The 1072-nt window shown below is 53.5% G+C and carries 1 protein-coding gene; it reads right to left on the bottom strand.

The features are described 5' to 3' along the window. Positions 1–1072 (bottom strand): HYR-like domain-containing protein (locus GTQ38_RS20855; RefSeq protein ID WP_238858062.1); only part of this gene is annotated, 1072 nt, incomplete at both ends.

Genomic DNA, 1072 nt, shown 5'->3' with positions numbered 1-1072 from the left:
ATGAGGTCCCCTGTCCGCTGATCTCATTCAGTTGCAGAACGGATCCCTGACAAATCGGGCCGCTGTTGGTAACAAGGGCCAATAAGGATGAGCTTATCCTTACCGTGGCCGTACAGCTGTCTGTGTTCCCGTCTTGGTCGGTAACCGTCAGGGTCACCGTGTTCTCCCCCAAATCCGAACAACCAAAGCTGCTCCGGTCCAGAGAAAACGATACCGTACCACTGTTGTCAAACGAACCATTGTCCACCTCGGTTGCGGCTATGGTTACACTACCGGTAATAAGTTCCACTTCGATGTCCCGGCAAAGGGCCGTGGGGATCGTACTGTCCCCCACGGTAACCGTGGTGCTACAACTATCCGTGTTGCCATTGCCGTCAGTAACCGTCAGGGTAACCGTATTGGCACCCAGGTCTGAGACCGTAAACTTGCCTGGTAATACCTCCAGGGTGACCCCTCCACAGATATCACTCGAACCATTGTCCACAAGATCGGCCGTAAGACTGGCTTCCCCATTGGAGTCCAGGAGCAGCACTGCCTCCTTACACAGAGCCGTAGGAGCGGTTGTGTCGTCTACCGTGATAGTCTGGGTGATATCGGTGCTGTTGCCCGCTTCGTCCATTACCCTGTAGGTCCTGGTTATCATTTCCGGATTGCTTTTACCATCACTGACATCACTTACGAAAGTAACTGTGGGTGTGCCACAGTTGTCCACCGCATCGGTCACTACGGTAATGTCCACAACAGGGATATCCGATGCACATTGTACATGCACCGCTGCCGGGTTGCTGGCCGTCGGAGCGGTAGTATCCTCTACCGTGATGGTCTGGGTGACATCGGTGCTGTTCCCGGCTTCGTCGGTTATCCTGTAAGTCCTAGTAATTACTTCAGGATTGCTATTACCATCGCTGACATCGCTTACAAAGGTGACTGTTGGGTTTACGCTACAGTTATCCGCCGCATCGGTTACCACCGAAATGTCAACGGCAGGGACATTGGATGCACATTGTACATTCACCGCTGCCGGGTTACTGGCCGTTGGGGACGTAGTATCACCTATGGTGATGGTCTGGGT

Origin of the sequence: Poritiphilus flavus (assembly GCF_009901585.1) — a bacterium.
Classification (GTDB): domain Bacteria; phylum Bacteroidota; class Bacteroidia; order Flavobacteriales; family Flavobacteriaceae; genus Poritiphilus; species Poritiphilus flavus.
Note: the sequence above shows the minus strand (reverse complement) of the source record. Positions and strands in the feature narration are given on the sequence as shown.